Annotated in this window: 23 protein-coding genes and 2 tRNA genes; 7 read left to right on the forward strand and 18 right to left on the reverse strand. The window is 44.2% G+C overall.

What is annotated here, in order from left to right:
* Positions 1 to 39: 39 nt before the first annotated feature.
* Entirely contained in the window at positions 40 to 1,161 is a 1,122-nt protein-coding gene (gene dnaN, locus BacF7301_RS21465) for a DNA polymerase III subunit beta (RefSeq protein ID WP_167966047.1), read from the reverse strand.
* A gap of 152 nt (positions 1,162 to 1,313) precedes the next feature.
* Here dnaN and BacF7301_RS21470 point away from each other — a divergent pair, with 152 nt between their 5' ends.
* Both BacF7301_RS21470 and BacF7301_RS21475 read left to right on the forward strand, forming a co-directional pair.
* Complete coding sequence (locus BacF7301_RS21470) at positions 1,314 to 1,688, forward strand: DUF3127 domain-containing protein (protein ID WP_167966048.1); 375 nt, start codon at positions 1,314 to 1,316, stop codon at positions 1,686 to 1,688.
* A gap of 160 nt (positions 1,689 to 1,848) precedes the next feature.
* Positions 1,849 to 2,199, forward strand: coding sequence for a hypothetical protein (locus BacF7301_RS21475; protein WP_167966049.1), 351 nt, complete (start codon positions 1,849 to 1,851; stop codon positions 2,197 to 2,199).
* A 16-nt stretch (positions 2,200 to 2,215) separates the two neighbouring features.
* Here the strand turns inward: BacF7301_RS21475 and BacF7301_RS21480 are convergent, their stop codons facing one another.
* The 5 genes from BacF7301_RS21480 to BacF7301_RS21500 all read right to left on the reverse strand — a co-directional run bounded on the left by BacF7301_RS21480 (position 2,216) and on the right by BacF7301_RS21500 (position 7,464).
* On the reverse strand, positions 2,216 to 3,802 hold the full coding sequence (locus BacF7301_RS21480) for a DUF3352 domain-containing protein (RefSeq protein ID WP_167966050.1): 1,587 nt from the start codon (positions 3,800 to 3,802) through the stop codon (positions 2,216 to 2,218).
* Between the two features lie 83 nt (positions 3,803 to 3,885).
* Positions 3,886 to 4,644 (reverse strand): MBL fold metallo-hydrolase, encoded by a 759-nt coding sequence (locus BacF7301_RS21485; RefSeq protein ID WP_167966051.1) that lies wholly within the window; start codon positions 4,642 to 4,644, stop codon positions 3,886 to 3,888.
* Between the two features lie 9 nt (positions 4,645 to 4,653).
* The gene (gene murB / locus BacF7301_RS21490) at positions 4,654 to 5,643 is read right to left on the reverse strand and encodes a UDP-N-acetylmuramate dehydrogenase (protein WP_167967275.1); all 990 of its coding nucleotides are present in this window, start codon (positions 5,641 to 5,643) and stop codon (positions 4,654 to 4,656) included.
* Positions 5,644 to 5,662: 19 nt separating this feature from the next.
* Entirely contained in the window at positions 5,663 to 6,511 is an 849-nt protein-coding gene (locus tag BacF7301_RS21495; protein ID WP_167966052.1) for a DUF4348 domain-containing protein, read from the reverse strand.
* Positions 6,511 to 7,464 (reverse strand): NAD-dependent epimerase/dehydratase family protein, encoded by a 954-nt coding sequence (locus BacF7301_RS21500; RefSeq protein WP_167966053.1) that lies wholly within the window; start codon positions 7,462 to 7,464, stop codon positions 6,511 to 6,513. The genes BacF7301_RS21495 and BacF7301_RS21500 overlap by 1 nt, the downstream gene beginning before the upstream one ends.
* Positions 7,465 to 7,599: 135 nt before the next feature.
* On the opposite strand from BacF7301_RS21500, the gene kbl reads away from it, so the two are divergent.
* Together kbl and BacF7301_RS21510 are read left to right on the forward strand one after the other, a co-directional pair.
* Positions 7,600 to 8,793 (forward strand): glycine C-acetyltransferase, encoded by a 1,194-nt coding sequence (gene kbl, locus BacF7301_RS21505; RefSeq protein WP_167966054.1) that lies wholly within the window; start codon positions 7,600 to 7,602, stop codon positions 8,791 to 8,793.
* 180 nt (positions 8,794 to 8,973) lie between these two features.
* A complete protein-coding gene (locus tag BacF7301_RS21510; protein WP_167966055.1) occupies positions 8,974 to 9,381 on the forward strand; it encodes a DUF2721 domain-containing protein in 408 nt (135 codons plus the stop codon).
* A gap of 53 nt (positions 9,382 to 9,434) precedes the next feature.
* Here the strand turns inward: BacF7301_RS21510 and BacF7301_RS21515 are convergent, their stop codons facing one another.
* The 10 genes from BacF7301_RS21515 to purU all read right to left on the reverse strand — a co-directional run bounded on the left by BacF7301_RS21515 (position 9,435) and on the right by purU (position 19,602).
* A complete protein-coding gene (locus tag BacF7301_RS21515) occupies positions 9,435 to 11,690 on the reverse strand; it encodes a sensor histidine kinase (protein WP_167966056.1) in 2,256 nt (751 codons plus the stop codon).
* 163 nt (positions 11,691 to 11,853) lie between these two features.
* Positions 11,854 to 12,333 carry a ferritin gene (locus BacF7301_RS21520; protein WP_167966057.1) on the reverse strand — a complete coding sequence of 160 codons (480 nt, stop codon included), beginning with the start codon at positions 12,331 to 12,333 and terminating at the stop codon, positions 11,854 to 11,856.
* A gap of 141 nt (positions 12,334 to 12,474) precedes the next feature.
* Positions 12,475 to 13,635 (reverse strand): diaminopimelate decarboxylase, encoded by a 1,161-nt coding sequence (lysA, locus tag BacF7301_RS21525; protein WP_167966059.1) that lies wholly within the window; start codon positions 13,633 to 13,635, stop codon positions 12,475 to 12,477.
* Between the two features lie 77 nt (positions 13,636 to 13,712).
* Complete coding sequence (locus tag BacF7301_RS21530; RefSeq protein WP_167966060.1) at positions 13,713 to 15,032, reverse strand: aspartate kinase; 1,320 nt, start codon at positions 15,030 to 15,032, stop codon at positions 13,713 to 13,715.
* Between the two features lie 13 nt (positions 15,033 to 15,045).
* Positions 15,046 to 15,774, reverse strand: a complete 729-nt coding sequence (locus BacF7301_RS21535; protein WP_167966061.1) for a cell division ATP-binding protein FtsE — start codon at positions 15,772 to 15,774, stop codon at positions 15,046 to 15,048.
* A gap of 37 nt (positions 15,775 to 15,811) precedes the next feature.
* Positions 15,812 to 16,423 (reverse strand): bifunctional phosphoribosyl-AMP cyclohydrolase/phosphoribosyl-ATP diphosphatase HisIE, encoded by a 612-nt coding sequence (gene hisIE, locus BacF7301_RS21540; protein WP_167966062.1) that lies wholly within the window; start codon positions 16,421 to 16,423, stop codon positions 15,812 to 15,814.
* 21 nt (positions 16,424 to 16,444) lie between these two features.
* Positions 16,445 to 17,200: an imidazole glycerol phosphate synthase subunit HisF gene (gene hisF, locus BacF7301_RS21545; protein WP_167966063.1), complete on the reverse strand. Its 756-nt coding sequence runs from the start codon at positions 17,198 to 17,200 to the stop codon at positions 16,445 to 16,447.
* Between the two features lie 73 nt (positions 17,201 to 17,273).
* Entirely contained in the window at positions 17,274 to 17,993 is a 720-nt protein-coding gene (gene hisA / locus BacF7301_RS21550; RefSeq protein ID WP_167966064.1) for a 1-(5-phosphoribosyl)-5-[(5-phosphoribosylamino)methylideneamino]imidazole-4-carboxamide isomerase, read from the reverse strand.
* A gap of 161 nt (positions 17,994 to 18,154) precedes the next feature.
* Positions 18,155 to 18,745: an imidazole glycerol phosphate synthase subunit HisH gene (hisH, locus tag BacF7301_RS21555; RefSeq protein ID WP_044653158.1), complete on the reverse strand. Its 591-nt coding sequence runs from the start codon at positions 18,743 to 18,745 to the stop codon at positions 18,155 to 18,157.
* Positions 18,745 to 19,602 carry a formyltetrahydrofolate deformylase gene (purU, locus tag BacF7301_RS21560; RefSeq protein WP_004297049.1) on the reverse strand — a complete coding sequence of 286 codons (858 nt, stop codon included), beginning with the start codon at positions 19,600 to 19,602 and terminating at the stop codon, positions 18,745 to 18,747. The genes hisH and purU overlap by 1 nt, the downstream gene beginning before the upstream one ends.
* Before the next feature lie 443 nt (positions 19,603 to 20,045).
* Between purU and BacF7301_RS21565 the strand changes: the two genes are divergently transcribed.
* Positions 20,046 to 20,119, forward strand: a tRNA-Asp gene (locus tag BacF7301_RS21565).
* A 55-nt stretch (positions 20,120 to 20,174) separates the two neighbouring features.
* Positions 20,175 to 20,248, forward strand: a tRNA-Asp gene (locus tag BacF7301_RS21570).
* A 175-nt stretch (positions 20,249 to 20,423) separates the two neighbouring features.
* On the opposite strand, the gene BacF7301_RS21575 is transcribed toward BacF7301_RS21570, so the two are convergent.
* Positions 20,424 to 21,509 carry an alpha/beta fold hydrolase gene (locus tag BacF7301_RS21575; protein WP_167966065.1) on the reverse strand — a complete coding sequence of 362 codons (1,086 nt, stop codon included), beginning with the start codon at positions 21,507 to 21,509 and terminating at the stop codon, positions 20,424 to 20,426.
* A 108-nt stretch (positions 21,510 to 21,617) separates the two neighbouring features.
* Between BacF7301_RS21575 and BacF7301_RS21580 the strand changes: the two genes are divergently transcribed.
* Positions 21,618 to 22,334 (forward strand): LuxR C-terminal-related transcriptional regulator, encoded by a 717-nt coding sequence (locus BacF7301_RS21580; RefSeq protein ID WP_167966066.1) that lies wholly within the window; start codon positions 21,618 to 21,620, stop codon positions 22,332 to 22,334.
* A gap of 71 nt (positions 22,335 to 22,405) precedes the next feature.
* On the opposite strand, the gene BacF7301_RS21585 is transcribed toward BacF7301_RS21580, so the two are convergent.
* On the reverse strand, positions 22,406 to 22,759 hold the full coding sequence (locus BacF7301_RS21585; RefSeq protein WP_209319469.1) for a winged helix-turn-helix transcriptional regulator: 354 nt from the start codon (positions 22,757 to 22,759) through the stop codon (positions 22,406 to 22,408).
* Positions 22,760 to 22,903: the final 144 nt, after the last annotated feature.

Raw genomic sequence — 22,903 nt, forward strand, 5'->3', positions numbered from 1 at the left:
ACCCTCTGTGTCCTCTGCGTCCTCTGTGGTGAATTAACATTAATCGTTCAGCATCATCGGCATCAGCAGCATCAACAGGTCTTCGTTCTCTTCCTGTTCCACAGGGATGATAACTCCGGCACGTGACGGGTCAGCCAATTCGATAATCACTTCGTCGGCCGAGATATTGTTCAGGATGTCGATAAGGAAAGTAGACTTGAAGCCGATGCTCATGGCGGCACCTGCATACTGGCACACCTGCGTTTCTTCGGCAGAAGTGGAGAAGTCGATGTCCTGTGCGGAAATCACAATCTGATTTTCCTGCACACGGAGTTTAATCAAGCTGCTCGCTTGTGACGAAAAAATGGACACACGGCGCAAAGCACCTACCAACTGCTGGCGGTCTACGGTTACCTTATGAGGGTTGTTCTGAGGAATTACCGAGTTGTAGTTCGGATAACGTCCTTCGATGAGACGGCACACCATGCGGTACTTTTCAAGCATGAATACAGCGTTGCGTTCGTCAAATTCGACAGTCACAGTTCCCTGTTCTTTCGGCAGAAGGTTCTTGAGCAAGGTAGCCGGTTTCTTCGGAAGGATGAAGGCTGCGCGTTCGTTGCCTTTGGCAGCTAACGTCTTGCAACGTACCAGTTTATGACCGTCCGAAGCCACCATTGTGATGTCTTCTGTTGTAATATCAAAATAAATACCGTTCATCACGGGACGAAGTTCATCGTCGGCAGTGGCAAACACGGAGCGGTTGATACCACCCAGCAATACTTCAGCCGCCATTTCCACGCGGACTGCGTTGTCACCCAGTGTAGCCGACTGCGGGAATTCATCCGCATTCTGCCCCATCAGGCTGTATTTTCCGTTTTGGTACTGTACTGTGATTTCGTAATTGTCCGGATTGATATCAAATGTCAACGGTTGTTCCGGAATCTCCTTCAGTGCATCAAGCAATGTTTTCGCTACTACGGCAAAACGCCCGTTTGTATCGCCATTCACTTCAACGGTAGTCACCATTGTCGTTTCGCTGTCAGATACGGTCACAGACAATGTTCCGTCTTCCAGTTCGAAGAGGAAACAATCGAGAATCGGCAGCGCATTTTTGGAATTAATCACACGGCTGATGGCCTGTAAATGGCTGGAAAGAGCAGTACTTGAAACGATAAATTTCATATATTTTCGTGTATTTAAGTTTTAAATGTTCTAACGCACAAAGTTACGAAAAAAGATTCGGGCTACCCAACAAAACAAAAGAAAAAACTGAGTTTGTATGAGGGATATTCCTAAAAAATTGTAACTTCGCCGCAGAATTTAAATTAATCGCAATGGAATTTACAGGAAAAATCATCGCTATACTCCCTCCGAGAGGTGGAGTTTCAAAGACTAGCGGCAACGAGTGGAAATCACAAGAGTTCGTTATCGAAAATCACGACCAATATCCACGCAAAATGTGTTTCGATGTATTTGGCGTAGACAAAATCGAGCAGTTCAACATTCAGATGGGCGAAGAACTGACCGTATCATTTGACGTTGACGCCCGCCAGTGGCAAGACCGCTGGTTCAACAGTATCCGTGCATGGAAAGTTGAACGTGTCGGCGCAGGTGCTCCAATGGCTCCGGGTGCTCCCGTTCCTCCACCGGCTCCGTCGGCCACTCCCGATTTCACTCCGGGCGACGCTAAAGACGACCTGCCGTTCTAAGCCGAAAGTATTCCGCTTAACGATACAGATAAAAAAACTCCCGGCGAGAATGATTCTTGCCGGGAGTTTTTTTATGCCCACACTTTGTAAAGATTCCGCCGGGGGCTGAAAGGTCTTCACCCCGGGGGTGGATAAGCCGATGCTGCGGGCTTAGGAAAATATGCCCGGGGGTTACGGAAGAAACAAAGCAACAACAGCAGCAACAGTCTTCTTCTCGAAATACCATCAGCAACAACAGCAGCATTTTTCTCTTTCTTTTTCTTTCTGTTTTTTTTCTCTTCTTTTCTCTTCTCTTCTCCTCTCTTGGGTTATGGTTGGGTTATGGTTGGGTTTTCGCGCCCTGCCAGAAGGCGTTTCAGAAGTTTTAGTTTTTGAAAAAACGTCGTTTTTCCAACCGATGTTTTTCGTCGGTTTTTCGCAGTTTCTCCGTGAGTTTTTTCGTGAGTTTTTCACCTTTCAGCTTTGGATGTTTTCACTCGGGAAATCCTCTTTTTGCTGTGTGGAAAAATAGGATTACGAATGGATTTTCAATTAGGATTCTGCTCCATTTTATACCGCAAAACGATGTTAGGATAGACCACTCCATCGGCGTAGGTGAACTGGGCAAAAAGTATAAAATTGCGAAAAAATTCGGAGTTGCGCAAGAAGAAATCCGGCACGAAACGGACTTGTTTTTCCGCCTGATGGAACAGGTGGTCGAAGTCCGCCATCAACATAAAATGATAAGAATCGGACATACTATCCATTCCTGCCCGATAGGCGATTGCTCCATCGAGCACTTCGCCTTTATCCAACTGGCGGATGTAACGGGACAGACTGTCTTCATCGGGAGCCAGCAACAGGCGCCCGCCATAGAAAGCGGCATACATATGGGATGTCGGTTCCACAAAACTGGTTAGTTGCGCAAACAACGTTGTTTGAGGAAGCCGATAGACAGGATAAGCCTTATTGGCGGTATAACAAAAAGTTATACGAGGCTTTCTAACCCCTTCTTCGGCAGGAGCGGTATTGACCAACGAGCGCAACATCCGTTCGGCTTCCGTCACGTCCAGTACGGACAGGCTCAACACTGCTGCCGCATCTTGCAAGGTATCTTCCCGCTGAAACAGGCAGGCAACCAAATCGTGCCCGGTATTCTCCATCAGATAATGCGATAACACCCTGTCTCTGTTTTGCATTTCAGTGGTGTGCCCTGCGGTTGCGTATCCTTGCAAATCGCTGTAAGAGAGCAAGGAACTCCAATCGGTTATGCTTTGTTTGCTGAAATAGAATGCGGTAGAGGGCAGCACTTCGCCGGGAAATCCCTGCACGGATTCTTGTTGGCGGAGCAGGTTGATAAAGGTGAAGCAGGTATCTGCGTCGTGGCTGATTCCTGTGAAATAGACGAAGTCGTCTTTCATCTTCATATCGAACTCCGTCCATCCAATCATCCCGTTCACACGGGTATAAATGGTGGCGGCAGCCGTACTTTTCTTCGGCGTGCGCACTCCCGTGAAAGTAGAATCATCCGCCAGTGAACCACCTTTCTTATAGGCATCAATGACGTCTTCCACCAGTTTCTTCTGGAAACTCAATGCCATGAAATCGGGCGTCAGGTAGCAGGCGAGGAAATCACCGTCAGACATGGGGTAAATCATTATTTTTTCTCCTTTATAGTCGAAGCTTTTCGGCGGGTAGAGCGATGATATATATCTCTGTGCAAATCTGTCGATCAGCTCCCTGTCTCCTGTGCCCAACCGGCAGTAAAGTACCTGATTGCGCTCATTATCCGGCTCGTGGAAGCTAATCAGCATTTGGTTCATTTGCCGGCTTAATCCGTGCGGACTGTCTTCCGAAAGCGTATAGAGGGTTTGCTTCAGATAAGAAAAAAGTTTGGATACATGCAGATATTGCTGATTCTTGCTACAAGTCAGGCCATCTATTTCGGTGACAAATCCGAGCACATCATCGGTGGCAAATACCGCGGAAGCGGTGGTCGGAACTAACTCGTAAAGGTTGAAATCTTTCTGCCCTTCGGCGGCCGACAGCCGGAAAAAAGAGTATAAGGCGAAACCTGCGCACAAAAGTACAACAGAAGAAGTGACCGCTATTTTCACTATCGTACGAAGTTTCATAATATTCGCTGTTTATCGGTTAGGTGCAAAAATAATAATTTCTACAAAGAAAACAAAACTTTTGCTAAAAATTTCACCGACAATCAGAAATGAATTTCCATTCCGTCAAATGCCAGGTGAATATTGTCCGGTAGTTTCCGTTCAACCTCGGCATGCAAGCCCATATCATGGCTCATATGTATGAAGTAAGTTTCCTTTGCCTGAATACGCCGCGCCACTGCCAATGCTTCCTCCAAGTTCTGATGGGTAGGATGCGGGGCAATCCGAAGTGCATTCACTATCAAAACATCTATTCCCGCTAATTGTTCAAAAGATTCTTCGGGCATGGTCAGCATATCGGTGATATAGCCGAGTTGTCCGATGCGGTAGCCCAGAATCGGCAGCCGGCCGTGCATCACGCGCAGGGGAAGTATTTCAGTATGGTTAATGGAAAAGCGCTGTCCCGGTTCAATTTCCTGCAAAGGAATGTCGGGCACGCCGGGGTAACGATGGTCTACGAAGCAGTAGGGCATGCGCAGGCGCAATGCTTTCGCCACATATTCTTCGGCATAGATAGGCACGGAACCGAAACGGCAGAAGGGGCGCAAATCGTCCAGTCCGCCGACGTGGTCATAGTGTTCGTGCGTTATGAGCACGCCGTCTATCCGCTCGTAAGGGAGATGCAATACTTGCTCCCGGAAATCGGGACCGCAGTCTATCAGTATCCGTGCGTCGTCCGTTTCAACGATGGCGGATGTACGCAAACGGTTATCTTTCGGGTCGGCAGAAGTACAGACTGCGCATGTGCAGCCGATTTGGGGTACTCCCGTCGATGTTCCACTTCCTATGATTTTTACTTTCATTTCTCGTTATCAGACAAAATTTACTTCAGGATGAATGTCTATGCCGAACTTCTCGCGGACGGAAGCCCGCACTGCATCCGAAAGTGCTATTATATCACTCCCCTTTGCTCCGCCTTTGTTGACCAGCACGAGTGCTTGTTTATCGTGCACAGCCGCAGGCCCGAGGGATTTTCCTTTCCAGCCGCACTGGTCTATCATCCATCCCGCAGGGATTTTCACCCGTCCGTCCGTCAGTTCGTAATAGGGTATCCGCGGATATTCCTGTTGCAGGTCTGCCAGTTTTTCTTTAGGGACGATGGGGTTCATAAAGAAGCTGCCGGCATTTCCCATGACTTTCGGGTCGGGCAACTTGCTTTCGCGAATATCAATGATTACTTTCCGGACTACCGGCAACGTCAGTTCAGGGTATTTGTCAAGTTCCTGGCGGATGGTTCCGTAGTCCAGTGTGTAATACGCTTCTTTGCTAAGCCGGAAACGTACGTGGGTGACAAAGACCGACTTATTCTCCGGACGCTTAAAAAGGCTGTCGCGATAGGCATATTCACATTCTTCTACGGAGTAAACACGTTTTTCGCCCTGAATGTTCACTGTCTCCACGGCGGTTATGAGGTCTTTTACTTCGACGCCGTAGGCTCCGATGTTCTGTACGGCACTCGCTCCCACTTCACCGGGAATCAGGGAGAGATTTTCGGCTCCGTACCATCCGCGTTCCACGCAGTATGCCACAAAGTCGTCCCATACGATGCCTGCGCCTACCCGTACGGATACGGAGCGCGCATCTTCTTCCGTCACTTCGATTCCTTCGATGCGCGAATGAAGTATCAGCCCGTCATAGTCTTTGGAAAACAGGAGATTACTGCCGCCGCCTATATGCAAAAAAGGTGTCGTAACGGCACCTTGCGCAATCAGTTGTTGCAGTTCTTCTACGGAAGCATATTCTAAAAAACGGGCGGCACTGACATCAATGCCGAATGTATTGTAAGACAAAAGAGAGTACATCATCTATACTGTTTTAGGGTTATATACTTGTATCTTCAAACTTACACAGTTCCCATTCTCCGGCTTTCCGGCAGAAATAAAGGATGTTGGAGAAACCGTTGCCGATGCCTTTCAATGCCAGGATTTTCGTTGTGGAATTGTCGTCATTCCGCTGTCCGTAGTTGATATTGGAAAGGCGTTCGGAAGGAAGTTCGGGTTTGAAGGCAAACCACTGGTTGAGGTCGAGACTTGTCTCCAGGATGGAGAAGTCGTCGTCCGGGTCGCTGGTGACGAAAGCCAACGGCTCACGCACACGCTGGCTCTGGAAAATGCTATCGGTGGCAAAACGACCGAAGAACTCTACAAAGTTCTCGTTGTCACTTTTCCCGATAGGGCGCAGATTGATTGCTTCCAGTATCCATGCTCCTTTGATACGCTCAAAATAATACCGCTTCATCATCCGGGTTTTGACGAATATCCATTCTACCTGTACGGATGTGAGTGAGGTGTCTCCTACCAAATCCATGTCTTCTTCTTTATCAAACAGGAGCGTATAATAGTGCTGCTTGGTAAACAAGTTGTCATGCTTCCAGTGTTTTTCCTCGATATTCGACTTTTCATCTCCTTTGTAGTAGGGCAAAGGAAATTTCACACGCTGACGCTGCAAAGCATCATCGGAAGCAAAATTGTAGATGAAATCGTCGAAAGATTCGTCAGCCTGTATAGGTTGCGGCTCTTCCGGCAATTCATCTCCATGGATAGAATCCGCCTGTTGGCGGATTGAATCCACTTCTTGGGTAATAGATGCGAAGGGGTCAATCTTGGTTTTCTTGTTACCACAAGAACCCAACATGCAGAGCAATATGACCCCTGCAATTAGTTTTTTCATTATTTCAGTTTCTCTCTTAACTTTTCAAGCATATCCACCGTCATGCTTTCCAAATTGTAGGCCGGCTTCCACCCCCACTCTTGGCGAGCACAGGTATCGTCCAGACTATCAGGCCAACTGTCGGCTATGCGCTGCTTCAAAGGGTCTACGTCATAAACCATCTCGAACTGCGGCACATGCTTCTTGATTGCCTGATAAATCGTCTCCGGGTCGAAACTCATAGAGGCGATATTGAAAGCATTGCGGTGTATCAATTTTGTCGGGTCGGCTTCCATCAGCGTAATGGCTGCATTCAGCGCGTCCGGCATATACATCATATCCATCAAGGTGCCTTGTTTAATGGGGCACACGAATTTTTCTCCTTTCACTGCCGAATAATAAATGTCGACAGCATAGTCTGTGGTTCCGCCACCCGGTGGTGTCACGTTCGAGATAATGCCCGGAAAACGGACAGCACGAGTGTCGACACCGTATTTATTAAAGTAATAGTCACTCAATAACTCGGTGGTTACTTTAGTGACTCCGTACATGGTACGCGGACGCTGTATAGTGTCCTGCGGGGTTTGCGTATGCGGCGTAGTAGCACCGAACGAGCCGATTGAACTGGGAGTGAATACCGCGCATCCTTGTTCGCGCGCAACTTCCAGTACGTTCCATAATCCGTCGATACCTATTTTCCAAGCCAGCTTAGGCTTCGACTCTGCTACGACTGACAGCAGCGCAGCAAGATTATAGATCGTATCGATGTGATACTCTTTTACCACGGATGCTATCGCTTCCGCATCCGTTACGTCGGCAATCGCTGACGGTCCGGATTCTTTCAACTCACCTTTAGGTTCTGCACCCGGGATGTAACCAGCTACTACATTTGCATTTCCGTAACGTTTACGTAGCTCCATCGTTAGCTCCGAACCTATCTGTCCGGTAGCTCCAATAATCAAAATGTGTTTCATTTTTTCTTCTGACTTAGAATATTAAGCTTAAATAGTGCGCAAAGTAAGCACTTTTTTTTCAGATTTTAATCAAAAAGACATTGTTATTCCAAGAAAAATTATGTCCTTTGCAATCTAACTTAATACATAAACACCATGTACGGTAAAATGCAAGAATTCCTCAGCCAAACATTGGCTGAAATTAAGGAAGCCGGACTTTATAAAGAAGAACGACTGATCGAAAGTGCGCAGCAAGCTGCCATCACTGTAAAAGGCAAAGAAGTGCTGAACTTCTGCGCTAACAACTACCTGGGATTGTCCAATCACCCCCGACTGATTAAGGCTTCACAGGAAATGATGAACCGACGCGGATTCGGTATGTCGTCCGTCCGTTTCATTTGCGGAACGCAAGATATACACAAGGAACTGGAAGCCGCAATTTCTGATTATTTCCAGACAGAAGATACGATTCTGTATGCTGCCTGCTTCGACGCGAACGGTGGTGTATTCGAACCGCTTTTCACTGAAGAGGATGCTATCATCTCGGATTCTCTGAATCATGCTTCTATTATTGACGGTGTTCGCCTGTGCAAGGCGAAACGTTATCGTTATGCCAATGCTGATATGAAGGATTTGGAAAGATGTCTGCAAGAGGCGCAGGCACAACGTTTCCGCATTGTCGTTACCGACGGCGTGTTCTCTATGGATGGCAATGTGGCTCCGATGGATCAGATTTGCGACCTCGCCGAGAAGTATGACGCGCTGGTTATGGTAGACGAGTCTCACTCTGCCGGCGTAGTGGGTGCTACGGGGCATGGAGTAAGCGAATTATATAAGACTCACGGACGCGTGGATATTTATACCGGTACGCTGGGCAAGGCTTTCGGCGGTGCGCTGGGGGGATTTACTACGGGACGTAAGGAGATTATTGATTTGCTGCGTCAACGTAGCCGCCCGTATTTGTTCTCTAACTCATTGGCACCGGGCATTATCGGTGCAAGTCTTGAGGTATTCAAGATGCTGAAAGAGAGCAATGCGCTGCATGACAAGCTCGTGGAGAATGTAAATTACTTCCGTGACAAGATGACGGCTGCCGGATTTGACATCAAGCCGACTCAAAGTGCTATCTGTGCCGTGATGCTGTATGATGCGAAGTTGTCACAGATTTATGCTGCACGTATGCAGGAAGAGGGTATTTACGTGACGGGATTCTATTATCCGGTAGTTCCGAAAGATCAGGCTCGTATCCGTGTGCAGATTTCCGCAGGACACGAGAAGGAACATCTCGACAAGTGTATAGCCGCCTTTATCAAAGTAGGTAAAGAGCTTGGCGTACTGCCGACGGCGTAGCGCCGGAGCAAGGTTTCCTTGCGGGATATATATTTTAGGCACGGATTACACGGATTACGCTGTTGCTTTATGCAAGCATATTTCTAAAACCGTGAAATCCGTGTAATCCGTGCCTGAAATTTCTCTTTTATAAGATGAATTTTGAACTGCTACTCTCTACTTGACTATAAAAAATAGATTATGGAAGAATTGACTCTCACTACTCCTGCCCTGCTTTTCTCGGCAGTTTCTCTGATTTTATTGGCTTATACCAACCGGTTTTTATCGTACGCACAGCTTGTTCGCCAACTGCGTGACCGCTATATGGAGAATCCTACGGATATCACCGTAGCGCAAATCGAGAATTTACGGAAACGATTGAACCTCACACGCACCATGCAGGGATTGGGAATTGCAAGCCTGTTTCTCTGTGTAGTCAGTATGTTCTTTATTTATATTGGGTTGCAACTGCTCTCCGCTTATGTGTTTGGGGTGGCTTTGCTTCTGCTTATCGCTTCTCTCGGCGTATCTTTCCGGGAAATACAGATTTCTACCCGTTCATTGGAAATTTATCTGGGAGCGATGGAGAAAGGGAAAAATAAAAAGTAATCCTGCTTCCTTAGTCCTATTTCATTAAAAAGACTCAAGATTTTGAAAGACTTTCAAGACTCTACCCAACAAGGGAGAATGACCGTAAAACGGCTTCCTTTGCCTACTTCCGATTGGAGTGTTATCTTACCGCCCAGTTTTTCTATAATTACTTGGCAGATAGATAATCCCAATCCCGCCCCCTGTGAAAACTCGTTCTGTTTGTAGAAACGGCTGAAAATCATCCGTTGTTCTTCCTGAGGGATGCCTCGTCCGGTATCTTCCACGTAAATCAGGACTTTTCCTTCATTCGGCAGATAATCGTAGCCCAACTTGATGTATCCTCTTTCCGTAAACTTTCCGGCATTGTTCAGGAAGTTAGTCAGTACTTGTATCAGACGTTCTCTGTCTACATTTATTTCTAAAGGCAGTTCATGGGTTTCTTTCAAGAAATCCAGGCGTGGAGCTATCAATACCTGATGAGTCATGTAGATGTCGTCAATCAAATCCTTCACACGGCATCTTTGGTAAGTGAAAGACATATAGCCGGATTCGATACGGGATAGTTCGAGGATGTCGTTTATCAATTTAAGCAATAGCTCACTATTTTTGTTGATAGTGTCAATGTACTCTTGCCGCTCTTCCGTATTCAGCGTTTCGTCTACTGCGAGAATATTGGCGAAGCCGACAATGGAATTGAGCGGAGTACGTATCTCGTGGCTCATATTGGCAAGGAAAGACTGTTTCAGTTCGGCTTTCTCCGCCAGCAGGCGCGCAGCTTCCAGTTCTCTTTCACGGTCTTTTATCTCTTGTACGTTGAGCAACAGACCGGCTGTCCTATATTCGCCACTGGGCAACATGGTGGTGGTATAGCGAAATTCCCACCATTGGTATTCTTTACCATCGAAGCTACAGCGGAGATGAGCAATCTTCTTCCGTGCGTTTTTCAGGTTTTGCCAGCTTATCTTCACACTTCCCCAATGGTCGGGATGTACAAAGTTGAGCAGTTCATGAAATGAGACTGGCTTGGGAGTCAATCCCTGTGCTTTCCAAAAAGCATCTTCGAAGATAAAATGCTCTTTATCCAGCTTCCATACATAGGTCGTTCCACCTTCAATGGCTAAAGACAGATTTTCTTTTTCGTCGGCCAATGCGGCAAGAGCCTGTTTCTTTCTTGCCTGCTCACGAAGGTAAAGCCACCAGAAATAAGCCAAAAGAATGATTAGGAACAGGAACAGGGAAGCGACTGTGATGCTCCACAACAGAGGATATTCATCGCTAAAAGGAATATTGACTATTTTGTAATGAGCAGGTATCCTGTCTTTACTCAGTCCTATCTGTTTCATTGTTTTCCAGTCGACAACATATTCTTTCCTGCTTTCAGAGATAGGTATATCTTGCGGACGCTCGCCATTCAGGATGCGAACGGCAGTTTTCACTTCTTCTTCCACCTGGATGGGCAGTGTAGTCATGTAGCCACCCAATAATTTTTCACCGTAGCCGAAGGCTTCATTGATGGCTGTCAGGCTGGGGCTGACGCAGATACTTCCAATATTAATGGTGGTGAAGTCGCGTTTCAACTGGATATAGCATTGGTCCCGATAGTTTTTGTTCAGAATCCACATCAGGTTGGCATCAGACTGATTTCTGCTGTTTCGCAAAGGGATAGCCATAAAGCGCGTGTACCCCTCTTCTTCGCTCAAACGTATTTGTTCTTCCGGGGAGACAGTCGAACTATCTATGAATCCGGTCACTTTGTGACCCTGAAACTGCTCTTTGGCGTCTGCTCTGATTTTCCGGTCAATATAGGTGGTATCGAGCATAGTAAACATACGGACGCGCGACCCGAACAGTGCTTTTGCTACTTCGACATTTTCATTAAAGGCAATCTTATCATGGAAACCTGTCACATTGGGATGGTATTTCAACAGTCCCCAATTCGGGTAATTGACTCCGCCGAAAACGACGGGTATTTCTTTAGCAAGGGGGACATTGCATTTCATCAATGAATAGGTGGCCTGGTCTTCATTTACCAGGATTATTTCCGGCTTCCAGTCTTTAGAGATGGAATCAACCAGAAAGCGCATACGCTCCAATTCCGGTTCTTCCCAGTAGGACTCACAGTCTAAATAAACGGTACGGATGTCTGCGTCTACTTTCTCTTTTTTAAACTGCTCTGCTATCATCCGATTGAAATCGGGATAAGCATCATAGCTTTCTTCATAGGAATGGACGACCAGGATGCGTCGTTCTTCTTTTTTAGAACAACTACTCACCCCTAAAAGTATTAACAAAAATATAGGTAATAATCTAACAAGTCCTCTGTTCACGCTCTTTTCTCTATATATATCAGAACTAATATCTCTCTTATTCTCAAAGACAAAGGTAGTCTATTTTTTGAATATAAGCTAAATAAGTGAAAAAAAAGAAGCTGTCCGGATTGCCCTGAACAGCTTCTTGTATATATAAACTACTTTCCTAGTTTGCAGTCTGTTAGCGTTGTCCTAGTTGTGAGTCAACAAAGAAAATTCCGGTGTCACCAGCTTTCTTAATCTTATCAACAATTCCTTGCGCAGTAGCTTCTTCTTCTACCTGCTCGCGAACAAATCCCCACAGGAAATCCTGAGTTGCTTTATCTTTTTCAGCAGCAGCTACGTCAACCAATTTATCTACCAGGGCAGATACATGACATTCGTGTTTGTAAACGTGTTCAAACACTTCCAGCGGAGTTCCCCAGCCGTTAGGCACAACGTCTATTTTGTCAACTTTCGCAATTCCACCACGTTTGATGATATAATCGGCCATAGCATATGCATGTCCCATTTCTTCCTGAGATTGTTTCTTCATCCAATGTGCAAATCCACTGAAACCTTCTCTCTCAAAGTAGAAAGACATTGCCAAATACAGATTAGCAGACCACATTTCAGCTGTAATCTGTTCATTGATTGCCTTTTGTAATTTTTCTGAAATCATAATCGTATTTTTTATTAAGTTGTTAATGTAGTTTCCTATTGAACTCATTACAAAAATAACAAGATTTCAGTTAAAATTGTTCCACGCCCTCTGCATTTTTAAATTACATTCACACTTTGGGCGTGGTTACTCATTTTTTAATTACACCAAATCATCGGAAGTATATCCTTTCGGGAGCTCGCGGCAGTTGTAGCCGGATGCCATGATTTCACCGTATGCACCTGCAGAGCGAAGGGCTATCAGGTCGCCGCGCTTCACTTTGTTCAAGTCTATCGCCTTTCCGAAAACATCGGACGATTCGCAGATAGGACCTACTACGTCATAAGCTTCTACCGGTTCTTCGGATGTAATATTTTCCATTTTATGGTAGGCTTGGTAGAGGGCGGGACGAATCAGGTCGGTCATACCGGCGTCGAGGATGGCGAATTTTTTCTTCGCCCCTTGTTTCACATACAGTACTTTGGATATCAATGTACCACACTGCCCAACGACCGCGCGTCCTAATTCGAAATGCAGTGTCTGGTAGGGACGCAGTTTCAGTTGTCCGGCGTAGGTTGTGAAGTATTCTTTGAAGTTCGGGATTGCCTGACGGTTGGGGTGTCCGTAATCAATGCCGAGTCCACCGCCCACATTGATATGTTCCACTAGAATCCGCCGGGCTTCCAGTTTATCCTGTAGTTCGTTGACACGATTGCAGAGGGCGACAAAGTCACCCATATCGAGAATCTGCGAACCGATATGGAAGTGGAGTCCGATGAACTTGATATTCTTCATTTCGAGAGCCACGTCAATCACTTTGTCCATATCCTGCATGCTGATACCAAATTTGTTTTCAGCCAGTCCGGTGGTAATGTTGGCATGAGTATGCGCACCTACATCGGGGTTGATACGGAAGGCGACATTGGCTATCTTGTTTTGTGCGGCAGCCAGTTCGTTGATGACTTCCAGTTCGGGGATGGATTCTACATTGAAGCAGAAGATGCCGTACTCCAGGCCGAGGTTGATTTCCCAGTCGGCTTTGCCTACTCCGGCAAAAACAACTTTGTTTGCGGGGAATCCGGCACGGATAGCCGCACGGATTTCTCCACCGCTCACGCAGTCGGCTCCCATGCCGCTCTCACGGATGATGGTCAGTACTTTCGGGTTGGCATTGGCCTTGACAGCGTAATGCACTGAATAATTAGGATATTTGGCAACCTCGTGGTTTATAGCCGACAATGTATCACGCAGCACCTTGGTATCGTAATAATAGAAAGGGGTCTGCAAAGTGCGGAACTTATCGATTGGAAATATTCCTTTCATAATTCGAAAAACTTGTTTAGTTAGTTAAAAAGAGCGCTTTTATCAGGTTGGTAAAAGCGCTCATGTTATTTGTGGAATTATTTGTTGTTGAAAAGCATGTCGCTCAGCGACTGTAATGCTGTCTTCTTATCACATTCCCGGATGAGGAAGGAGATGTTGTAGTTACTTCCACCGAAAGAAATCATTCGCACCGGTATGTCGCGCATCGCGTCGAGCGCTTTTGCTTCGAAACCGACGTTTTCCCATTCCAGGTCACCTACAACGCAGATGATACACATATCTTTGTCAATGGTCACTGTTCCGTATTTCTTCAGGTCATCGAGGATTTCATTCAGATGCTTGGTGTTGTCTATCGTAACGGACACACCTACTTCTGACGTACAAATCATGTCGATGGAAGTCTGGTAGCTTTCGAAGATTTCGAATACCTTACGCAGGAAACCATGAGCCAGTAACATACGGCTGGATTTGATTTTGATAGCTGTGATGTTTTCTTTGGCGGCTACTGCTTTGATTTTGCCTTTTTCCGTGTCGTTGGAAATCAATGTGCCGGGAGCTTCCGGGTCCATGGTGTTCAACAGGCGCACGGGGATATTGGCATATTTGGCAGGCTGGATACAAGTCGGGTGCAGGATTTTTGCACCGAAGTAAGCCAACTCGGCCGCTTCTTCAAAATGAAGCTGACGAACCGGGGCTGTCTTGTCCACAATGCGCGGGTCGTTGTTGTGCATGCCGTCGATGTCTGTCCAAATTTGGATTTCAGAAGCGTTCACTGCTGCTCCAATCAGGGATGCGGTGTAATCGCTGCCACCACGTTGCAGGTTGTCTATCTCACCGTAAGCGTTGCGGCAGATGAAACCTTGCGTGATGTAGATGTCCATATCAGGATAGAGGTCGAGCTGAGTCTGCAACTTCTCCTTAATATATACAGGGTCCGGCTCTGCGTTCTTGTCAGTACGCATGAATTCCAAAGCCGGAAGCAATACGGACTTCACGCCACATTCCTGCAGGTAGAAGTTCACCATAGCCGTAGAGATGAGTTCGCCCTGTGCCAAGACCACTTTCTCTTCAAACAAAGTGAAAAGGTCTTTCGTATAGGAACGGATGTAGTCGAAGTGAGACTTGATGATTTCAAGACCTTTCTGTTTATATTCCTGGGTTGCGAAAAGTTCATCAACGTGCTGTTTATATTTAGATTCCAGCTTATTGATAATCTCGTTGGCACCCTCCGGATTCTTCTTATACAGATAGTCCGAAATTTCCACCAATGTGTTTGTCGTGCCTGACATAGCTGAAAGGACAACAATCTTCTGTTCACCATCGGTAATCAATTTGGCTACTTCCTTCATGCGTTGAGCAGAACCTACGGAAGTTCCTCCAAACTTTAAAACTTTCATTTTCGTTACTGTTTTAGTTATCTATATTTAAATCTATTTCTATTGTTCTCTGACGGGGCATGTATTCGTCGGTGACATCTACAATCTGATGGTCGGCACAACGATATACCCTGCCGGGATATTCTTTCAGCAATTGCAGGTTGTGCGTCGTCATCACTACGGATGAGCCGGATTCACAGATATTGTGCAATAACTCTACAATGGATTTTCCTGTTTCTACGTCCAGGTTTCCGGTCGGTTCGTCCGCCAGGATGATAGCCGGGGAGTTGAGTACGGCACGTGCAATCACGATGCGTTGCTGTTCGCCGCCGGAAAGTTCATTGGGCAGTTTGTAGCCTTTGTTGGACATTCCTACCAGGTCGAGCACTTCTTCAATACGCTCCTTTATCTCTTGTTTGTTTTTCCAGCCTGTGGCACGAAGCACAAACTCGAGGTTGTTGTAAACGGTGCGGTCTGTCAGCAACTGGAAATCCTGAAATACGATGCCTAATTTCCGGCGTAGCTGCGGGATATGCTTGCGTTTGATGGAACGCATGTTATAGCCCAGCACTTCTGCCTCACCATCCATTACGTCCAGTTCGCCATAGAAAGTTTTGAGCAAGCTCGTTTTTCCGGAGCCTACTTTTCCTATCAGATAGACGAACTCGCCTTTGTGCAGTTCAAGATTGACATCATTCAGCACACAGAGTTCCTGTTGATGGATTTCTACGTTCTTATATTGTATCAACGCCTCGTCGCCCATGCAGACTTCTATTTTTAATCTTTAATTTCTAATTGAATCAATGTCTCTTCCAGGTACTGCTATGTCTTTCCTGCAATTCGCGTGCAAGATCTTCGATGCGATAGCCTTTTGAAGTGAGTAATACAATCATGTGGTAAATCAGGTCGGCTCCTTCGTAAATCAGACGTTCGTCTGTCCCGTTGGTTGCTTCAATCACAGTTTCTACAGCTTCTTCGCCTACTTTCTGCGCCATCTTATTGACGCCGGATTCAAACAGGCTGGTTGTATAGGAACCTTCCGGCATTTCTTCGTGACGTTTGTCGATGAAGTCTTGCAATGCTTTCAGGAACATTACCGGTTCTTCGTTCTTCTCGCCCCAGCAAGTGTCTGTACCTGTGTGGCAAACCGGACCTACTGGGTTTGCTTGAATCAGCAGGGTGTCATTGTCGCAATCGGCTTTGATGGAAACGACATGAAGGAAATTACCGCTTTCTTCACCTTTTGTCCACAAGCGGTTCTTGGTACGGCTGAAGAAGGTTACTTTTCCTGTTTCTACCGTTTTGTCATAGGCTTCCTGGTTCATGAAACCCAGCATCAAGACTTTACGCGTCTCGTTGTCTTGTATGATAGCCGGAACAAGTCCGTTCATTTTGTCAAAATCCAATTCCATTTTATTTAATATCTTAATTTACTATTTACGCATTACAATACCTTCGCTGCAAAGATACGATTTTAAATCGGGAATTTTGATTTCTCCGAAATGAAAAACGCTGGCTGCCAACGCCGCATCTGCCTTTCCTTGCAAAAATACGTCGCGGAAGTGTTCTTTACAACCCGCTCCGCCGGAAGCGATGACTGGAATAGAGAGCTGGTTGGCGAGTGAAGCAAGGGCTTCGTTCGCATAACCGGTCTTTACGCCGTCATGGTTCATGCTCGTGAACAGGATTTCACCTGCACCACGTTCCTGTGCTTCTCTTGTCCATGCCATCAGTTCTTTATCGGTTTCGATGCGACCGCCGTTGAGGTAGCATTTCCATCCGTGGCCTGTTTGCTTGGCGTCTACTGCCAGTACACAGACTTGGGAACCGAAGTTCTTGGCGATTTCATCAATCAGTTGCGGATTACGGATAGCGGAAGAGTTGATTGAAATCTTATCTGCTCCGGCATTCAGCAAACGGTCTACATCGCTCAATTCGTTGATTCCGCCACCTACGGTAAACGGGATGTTGATATTTGCCGCAATCCGCTTGACCAGTTCGGTAAAGGTCTTGCGTCCTTCGTGGCTTGCAGTAATATCAAGGAAAACAAGTTCATCTGCTCCTTGTTCACTATAAGCCCGCCCCAGTTCTACCGGGTCACCGGCCTGGCGCAAATTAACGAAGTTCGTTCCTTTTACTGTTTGCCCGTCTTTAATGTCAAGACAAGGGATAATTCTTTTTGCTAACACAATCCTATTTTATTTACTAGTTGACAATTTAAATCTGTGCTTTGAGCAGGTATGTCCTCGTATGTTTGACAGCTTACAGAAATATTCTTAAATCTTTCAATGTGATATGTCCTTCGTACAACGCTTTACCAAAGATGACTCCGGGGATACCGGCTTCGTCCAAGGCGATAATATCATCTATCTTGCTTACTCCGCCACTCGCCATTAGATAGAGGTCGGGGAATTTGGCAAGCATTTCTTTATATAAATCAATGGAAGGGCCGCTCAACATTCCGTCACAACTAATGTCGGTGCAGATTACTTTTCGTATTCCTTTCGTCATATAATCTTCGAGGAATGGGAATAGTTCGCAGGCGCTTTCGTCTTTCCAGCCATTGACGGCTATCTTATGGTCTTTGACGTCTGCTCCCAGGATTATCTTCTCACTGCCGTATGTTTCCAACCAATGAGTAAACAGTGCGGGGTCTTTCACAGCAATGCTTCCGCCTGTCACCATCTGCGCGCCGCTTTCAAAGGCTATTTTCAAGTCTTCGTCGCTTTTCACTCCACCGCCGAAGTCTATCACAAGCGAGGTATGTGTAGCAATTTGTTCCAACACACGATAGTTGACTACATGGTGAGAAGCAGCACCGTCCAAATCGACCACATGAAGTCTGCGAACGCCGTTCGCTTCGAACTCCCTGGCAACTTCTACCGGATTCTCGTTATACACCTTCTTGCTATCGTAGTCTCCCTGGGAAAGGCGTACGCACTTTCCGTCAATAATATCAATGGCTGGAATAATTTCTATCATCTATTTATTTGCTATTTGACAAATTACTATTCTTTTATTACTTATTTCTTTCCTAACTTGTTCAGCACCACTTCCACCGCCCCTCAAAAAGTTTATTATAAACGATGAACGAGTTTATTATAAACTATGGTGGAGTTTATTATAAACGGCGACATAGTTTATTATAGATTCAGGAAGTTCGTCAGAATCTTCTCTCCCGTCTTACCGCTTTTCTCCGGGTGAAACTGGGTGGCATAAAAATTATCTTTGTGCAACGCCGCGCTGAACGGATGAATGTAATCAGTCGTAGCGGCAGTAAATTCACAAGTCGGAACATAGAAGCTATGTACGAAGTAGACAAATTCTTCTTCGGTGAATCCTTCGAAGAGTTTACTATTCGTATCTACGATGGTATTCCAGCCCATATGCGGTACTTTATCTTCATGTTTCTGCGGAACAAAACGTTTCACGTCCACATCGAAGATATTAAAACAGTCCACTCCCCCTTCTTCGGAATAACGGCACATCAATTGCATGCCGAGACAAATTCCGAATACAGGCTGGCGCAGGTTCTTTATCAATTCGTCCAGTCCTGTCGCTTTCAAGTGGTTCATGGTAGTTTCCGCCTCTCCTACTCCGGGGAAGATTACTTTATCGGCCGACTGGAGTTCTTCTTTATCGGCAGTAATCACTGCTTCCACTCCCAACCGCTTCAAAGCATAATCCACAGAACGGATATTACCGGCATTGTATTTTACGACTGCTACTTTCATTAGCTGAATATTACTGTTTTATTTTTATAAGCCAAGACTTTGCGTTCAATGTGCTTCTGTACGGCACGGGAAAGAACGATTTTTTCAAGGTCTTTTCCTTTATTTACCAGGTCTTCAATAGCATCTTTGTGAGTGATGCGTACTACGTCCTGTTCGATGATTGGACCTGCATCCAACTCTGTTGTCACGTAATGGCTGGTCGCTCCGATAATTTTCACACCTCTTTGGAAGGCTGCATGGTAAGGTTTCGCCCCTACGAACGCAGGAAGGAAAGAGTGATGGATATTGATTATCTTATTCGGATAAGCATTAATCATCTGTTCGGAGATTACTTGCATATAGCGTGCCAGTACGATAAATGTAATCTTATGTTTGGCAAGCAGTTCCATTTCTTTGCGTTCCTGTTCTTCTTTTGTCTCTTTTGTAATAGGAAACAGATAGAAAGGAATACCGAAACGTTCGGCCACGTGTTGCAAATCGGGATGGTTGCTTATAATAAGAGGTATCTCCACATTCCATTCGCCGGCGGTGTAACGAGCCAACATATCGAAAAGACAATGAGACAGCTTGGAAACGAAAATAGCCATACGCGGTTTCACATCCGAGAAATAAAGGCGGAAATCCATTTCGTATTTCTGGCCGTAAAGTGTCCTGAAGTAATCTTCAATCTTTTCCTGGGGAACTAAGAAGTCTTTCAATTCCCATTCAATACGCATGAAGAATATGTTTTCTACATGGTCTACATATTGGTCCAAATAGATAATATTTCCTTTGTTTACCGTAATAAAGTCTGTTACTTCCGCAAGGATTCCCGGTTTGTCGGGACAGTGCAATAACAGTTTGGCTGTTGTCATCATTCTTTCTACTAATTTACGATTCCAGGCGGAATTATTTTCCACCTTTCTAATTTTAGTCCGCAAAAATAACGATTTATTGCAAAATTACGAATTATTCAAGCAGAAAGTTGATATAAAAACGGGGATTTCTTACAGATAGAAAGAATTCGGGAGCTATTTTCTATGAATAGAATGACAAACTTCAGGATAGTGACGCTATCGACTTCGGATAGTGACACTATCCTATCGTGATGGCGTCACTATGACAACCGGATAGCGTCACTATCCGAAGAGAAGAAAAAACAATATTTTTTTTCATTACAAAAGTACTCAAAATGAGACACTAAGCGTTTTTCTCGTTTTTTCTTGAAAAAAACTTTTCCCAAAACGCTTGCAGATTTATAAAAAAGAACTACCTTTGCACCCGCAATCGAGAGAGATGCAGATTAACAAAATGAAATTCTGGTGCGTTAGTTCAGTTGGTTAGAATACATGCCTGTCACGCATGGGGTCACGGGTTCGAGTCCCGTACGCACCGCTTCTTTAATAGAGAGGCGGAAAGAAATAATAATGAGTTAGTCTATATAAAATTTGGTGCGTTAGTTCAGTTGGTTAGAATACATGCCTGTCACGCATGGGGTCACGGGTTCGAGTCCCGTACGCACCGCAACAAAGCCTTATTATAAGGTAGTTACAAAAAAGACACCCGAAAAAGTACCCATAAATGGCTTTTTCGGGTGTTTTTTTATTATCTTTTCCGCCCAAACGTTCTGCCAACTCCTACTTTTCAAAGGTTAATATAATATGTATTTATAACATACCTATGAATGAGAAGTATTTCATTATTTTGTTTGTTCCAATATTTTTTGCATTATAAGTGAAAATTCTTCTGCTTCATCCATATTAGGAGAATGCGCCGAGTTCTTAAATGAAATAAATTCTTTGCGTGGAGCATTGACAACCCCAAAATATTTTTTGGCTAACGTGTATGATACCGTTTTATCATATTTTCCATGCAGGAAATAGACAGGCAGATTAAAAGATATTGATGACGTAAAAAGATTATCTACAAACAGATAGGGAAAAAGATATCTCGTGTGAAATTTAGAGCCACATCCAAAGTTAATCTTCTCTGAAATAGTATATCCTTTAAACTTGAAAACATCGCTTACTAGTTTTGACATTGAAGATTTTTCCCGTAATGTCCCAACTCCGTATTTTTCTAACAGTTCAGACCGTATTGAAGTCAGATAATCATAGCATGGGAAATCCTCTGCTTTACAATCAAACCTTTTCAGCTCTTTTTCTGATTTAGTATCTCCAATAGCAGATGCATATTGAAGTAAATAGTCGTAAGCCTGACGTTCAGACTCTAACTGATTTGTTATTTGACTTATGGCTATGTATGCAGTATATTCATCCGGATATTTTTCTATGGACTTAACTCCGAGGTAAGTCCCCCACGAGTGAGCCACCAAATATATTTTGTTTTTCATAAAACGATGCTGGAGATATTTTGTCATTTTATAAACATCATCAATCATCTGTTCGAGAGTGAAACTAACGGAATTGATTGATTTATCGTATGACATCCCTGCATATCGCTGCTCCCAATAACATACAGTAAAATACTTTTCTAACCTTTCCTGACTCTCACGTGGAAGAATAAAAGGTAGTTCAGGAACACCACCGTGCAAGTATAATATTATAGGATTTTCTAAATTCTCACCACGAATGAAAAAGCCTTGCGAAACCCCATTAATACCCACTCTCCCTTTTTCAGAGATAGAATTAGTTATATTTTTCCCTGCTTTATCCAGTAGAGGGGGTAGGTTTCCTGGACTTTGTGTTATTATGCTTACTACAGAGCAACTATTTAAAAGAGTATTTATAAAAATACTTGTTATTGCTTTCCCTATGTTTTTCATTTTCTTATTTTTGAGGATTAAAAAATATTCCGTTTACTTTTGCACAAAGTTAGTATCATTTGTTAAGTCAGACAATTACTAATTTTAGCTATATTAAAATATGCGACCATGAATGCAGAAAAAAAACAAAAGATATGGGAAGCTCATAAAAGGCATATTGAACTGCTTGCTAAAGTAAATAACAGTTATGTGTTTGTTGTAGACCAACATGTGAAATACCTTTACTTGTCAGATAGTTACATTCGTTTCTTCGGATATAATCCAGATACATTAGAATTCCAGAATAAAGAAAAAAACTATTTCGAATCCCGCATACATCCGGAAGATTTAATTGTATTGAGTAATACACAGCAGAGATTATTTGAGTATTTACATACAACTCAAACGAATAAGATTTTAGAATATAAGCTTGTTTATGAATTTAGAATTCTAAATTCATACAATAAATATGTTCGTATCATCAGCCAACATCAGGTATTGGAGTTAGATGAAAATGGCGTTCCCTGGCTTGTAATGGGTATTGCTGATCTATCCCCTAATACTGCACCGTTAGATAACATCAAGATTCAAGTAGTAAACTTTATCACTGGCGAAACTCTGCCTTTAAATAAATTCGAGGAAAAAGAACTTATTGAATTTACCCCAAGAGAAAAAGAAATATTACTTTTAATAAAATCGGGTATGCTTAGCAAGGAAATTTCCGATCGTCTGTCAGTAAGTATTCATACCGTAAATAAACACCGTCAAAATATAATGCGAAAAATGAATGCTGACAACATAATCGAAGCCATTGAATATGCCAGAAAGCTTGGATTATTGGATTAGTCCAGAAGGATTTTGTTTTTTGCACCAACTCAAACAACCACACAATACCAAACAGTCCAAAGAATTACACACTATTCTTCCATACCCAACATTTTCTTCATATTCGGACGAAAGCTATTCCCCCACTCTTCCAACTTTTCAATTATCGGTAATAATGTTCTGCCTAGTGGAGTTATGGAATATTCCGAATGAGGCGGAAGTTCCGCAAATATCTTCTTTTCTATTATCCCATGCATTTCCAATTCTTTCAATTGCTGATTAATGACACGTGAGTTAGCTTCAGGGAATAGTCTATGTATTTCACTGGGACGTTTTGCACCGTTACTCAATTCAAATATGATGCAACTTTTCCATTTACCACTAATTACTTCCATTGCAATTCTAATTCCACAATCGATATCAAAAGGTATCTTCTTTTCGTACATAAGTTTATAATTTTGATTTCTTGCTGCAAATATAGTATTTATATAGTATATGCATTTTCATAAGTATAGTGATAAATTTAACAGTATATGAATAATTTAGCCATACTTGTAGTATCGTGATAAAGTATATACTTTTGCAAAGTA

The sequence above is a fragment of the Bacteroides faecium genome (assembly GCF_012113595.1).
In the GTDB taxonomy this organism is placed as follows: Bacteria; Bacteroidota; Bacteroidia; order Bacteroidales; family Bacteroidaceae; genus Bacteroides; species Bacteroides faecium.